The sequence below is a fragment of the bacterium genome, assembly GCA_030654305.1.
Classification (GTDB): Bacteria; Krumholzibacteriota; Krumholzibacteriia; order LZORAL124-64-63; family LZORAL124-64-63; genus PNOJ01.
In genome coordinates this window covers 1-2,895 of sequence record JAURXS010000300.1, presented here as the reverse complement: position 1 = coordinate 2,895, position 2,895 = coordinate 1, and the positions used below count along the sequence as shown (strand labels likewise).

Here is a 2,895-nt window from a genome sequence, read left to right as displayed (position 1 = left end):
CCTGCTGGGGCTCGAGATCATGCTGGTCGGCGTGCTGATGGTCAGCGACCACCTCCTGCGCGAGCGTGCCACCCAGCTGCGCGACGAGATGCCCGTGCTGGAAGCCAGGCTGCAGTCGCTGACGCACCCGCGACCGGAACTGGAACTGGCGACGGAGCTGCTCTCCCACCGCGGCAACCGTCTCGACTGGACGCCGAAGCTGGCCGCCATCGCCGACAGCTGCAGCCCCGAACTGGTGTTCAGCGAGGTCGAGGGACGCTCCCGGGGGCAGCACGAGCAGCCGCACCTGCGGATCAAGGGCGAGGTCAGGCACAGCGCCAACTCCCTGGCCGCGGTCACCGAGTTCGTGCGCAGGCTGCGCGACGACGAGCGCGTCGGCTCGGAATTCCCCGACGTCGCCCTGGGGGACATCCGCGACAGCGACACGGGCGAATTCGAGGTCAGCTGCGAACAGACGGAGGACAAGCCATGATGCGCAGGTTCATCGACAACCGGATCGCCGTCTTCCTCGCGGCCACCGGCCTCTTGCTCGTCGTCGGGCTGGTCGTCGAGATGGGCTTCGCCCGGCCGCGCCTGCGCGAGCTCAGCAGCCTGATCGAGGAGCGCAGCCGCCTGCTCGCCCAGATCCGGACGCAACAGCAGATGGAGGGCCAGAGCGACGAACTGGCGGAGCACCTGGGCCTCAGCGACCTCTCCGAGCTGTCCATGGCGCCCGACGCCGACCCGGCCACCTACCTGGGCCTGCTGCTGGACCACTCCCGGCTGGTCCGCCTGAGCCTGACGACCGCCGGCGACAAGCAGTTCAGCGGCGTCAAGCGCTCCGACTTCAGCCTGCGCGCCCAGGGCGGCTACGCCGACATGCAGACCTTCGTCCGCAACCTGGAGTCCGGCCCCCGCCTGGCTTCCGTCGAGGCGTTCGACATCCGCACCCAGGTCGGCACCAGCGAGCTCGAGGGCCGCTTCAACATCTCCATCTACGACTCGACGGGCAAGGAGTGACGATGCAAAGCGGCCTGCAGGACAAGCGGTTCACGCAGATCGGCATCGCGGTGATGCTCGCCCTCCTGGCGATCCTCGGCCTGCGCAGCGCCGGGACCGTCCGCGCCGTGCTGGCGCCGATCGCCGGTCCGACCGCGGCGGCGGAGGCCGCCGCCCCCGCCGGCGTGAACATCGCCGCGCTGTGCCGGCGCGACAGCCTGATCGACGAGGCCGTCCCCGGCCGGCGCGATCCGTTCCGCACGGCGGCCGCCGCGGGCCCGCGCCCCGGACGCGTCGTGTCCGGCGGCGAAGACGCGTCGCCGCCGGCCAAGCCGGGCCTCTGCGCCCTGCTCTACGACAACATCAACCCCACGGCGCAGGTGAGCCTCGACGGCGTGCGTTCCGGCTGGCTGCGCCCGGGAGACGAGTTCCAAGGCTGGAAAGTGACCGCGATCACGAAGGAAACGGTCACCATGACCAAGGGCGGCGAAAGCATCGCCCTGCCCTGACCGCAGAAGGAGATTCGAGATGAAGAACCATGTGCTCTGGATCGCGCTGGCGATCACCGGTCTGACCGCCCTGGCCCCGTTCCCGGCGGCGGCGACGGCGCCCGTCCAGCTGGTGACGCTCCAGGCGACGGACACGTCGATCGCCGACGTGCTGCGGATCCTCGCGGACCGCAGCGGCCTGAACATCGTCACCAGCCCCGAGGTGGCGACCAGGACGATCTCCATCCGCCTGAGCGACACGCCCTTCGAGGAGGCCCTCAACCTCGTGGTGCGGGCCGCCGGGCTCGGCTACGAACGGGTGGGGGGCACCATCCTGGTGGCCGACCTGGCGCGGCTGGAGTCCCGCACGGGCCTCGTCACCCGGGTCTACGACCTGCAGCACGCGAACCCCGAGAACGTGGCCAAGGCCCTCGAGGTGATCACCAAGAACGTCTCGATGGACGTCGAACACCACCGCGTCATCCTGCGGGCGACGCAGTCCGAGCTGGAGCAGGCCGAGCAGGTCATCGCCCGCCTCGACACCCGCCCCCGTCAGGTCATGCTCGAGGCCCGACTGATCGAGGTCAACGTCTCGCGGCTGGAGGAGCTCGGCATCGACTGGGAGAAGATCACCAAGCTGTCGACCATGGTGACCGAGGGCTACCACGGCGCCAGCACCGTCGGCGGCCTGCCCACGAACGTCGACTACACGGAGTTCGGCGACCTCCACCGGCTCTACCGCCAGGACCAGACCTTCGAGCTGGCCATCGAAGCCCTGCTCACCGACGACACCGCCCGCCTGCTCTCGAACGCCGAGATCACGACGCTCGACGGCCAGGTGGCCGAGATCTTCGCCGGCGAGACGGTGCCGGTGGTCATCACCTCGCTGCAGTCCCCCGGCGCCGCCGGCGGCACGCTGCAGAGCGTCCAGCTGGAGAAGATCGACGTCGGCGTGAAGCTGGTCATCACCCCGCGCCTGACCGAGGACGGCATGATCACGGTCCTGGTCCAGCCCGAGGTCTCGCGGATCCTGAAGTTCGTGGGCCCGGACGCCGACCTGCCGCAGACCTCGACGCGCCGCGCGCAGACGACGGTCCGCGTGAACGACGGCCAGACCATCTACCTCGGCGGCCTGCTCTCCGAGGAGAAGCGCGAGACGGTCAAGAAGGTGCCGCTGCTCGGCGACATCCCCCTGCTGGGCGCGCTCTTCCGGCACACCCGCAACGAGGTCACCCGTTACGACCTGGTGATCGAGATCACGCCGAAGATCGTCGGGGATTCCGGCAGTGCCCTGCCGTCGACCGCCGTCGAGAACGCGAAGATGGAGCGGGTGCTCGGGGAGATCGCGGACCAGGACGCGCTGGACGCCGCCGCCGGCGAGCCTGCGGTCCGGTGACCGGCCACGGCCTTTTGACCCGTCGCCACGGCA

Annotated in this window: 4 protein-coding genes; all 4 read left to right on the top strand. The window is 70.1% G+C overall.

Annotated elements, in window-relative coordinates; genetic code table 11:
* The coding region (locus tag Q7W29_08590; GenBank protein ID MDO9171875.1) for a hypothetical protein at positions 1 to 472 on the top strand (472 nt) is incomplete at its 5' end.
* Positions 469 to 999, top strand: a complete 531-nt coding sequence (locus Q7W29_08585) for a hypothetical protein (protein MDO9171874.1) — start codon at positions 469 to 471, stop codon at positions 997 to 999. The genes Q7W29_08590 and Q7W29_08585, both read left to right, overlap by 4 nt.
* A 2-nt stretch (positions 1,000 to 1,001) precedes the next feature.
* Complete coding sequence (locus Q7W29_08580) at positions 1,002 to 1,487, top strand: hypothetical protein (GenBank protein ID MDO9171873.1); 486 nt, start codon at positions 1,002 to 1,004, stop codon at positions 1,485 to 1,487.
* Positions 1,488 to 1,506: 19 nt separating this feature from the next.
* Positions 1,507 to 2,862 (top strand): secretin N-terminal domain-containing protein, encoded by a 1,356-nt coding sequence (locus Q7W29_08575; GenBank protein ID MDO9171872.1) that lies wholly within the window; start codon positions 1,507 to 1,509, stop codon positions 2,860 to 2,862.
* Positions 2,863 to 2,895 lie beyond the last annotated feature (33 nt).

Coding starts and splice junctions, on each gene's coding strand:
- Q7W29_08585 (MDO9171874.1), top strand. CDS start 469: ATGATGCGCAGGTTCATCGACAACCGGATCGCCGTCTTCCTCGCGGCC.
- Q7W29_08580 (MDO9171873.1), top strand. CDS start 1,002: ATGCAAAGCGGCCTGCAGGACAAGCGGTTCACGCAGATCGGCATCGCG.
- Q7W29_08575 (MDO9171872.1), top strand. CDS start 1,507: ATGAAGAACCATGTGCTCTGGATCGCGCTGGCGATCACCGGTCTGACC.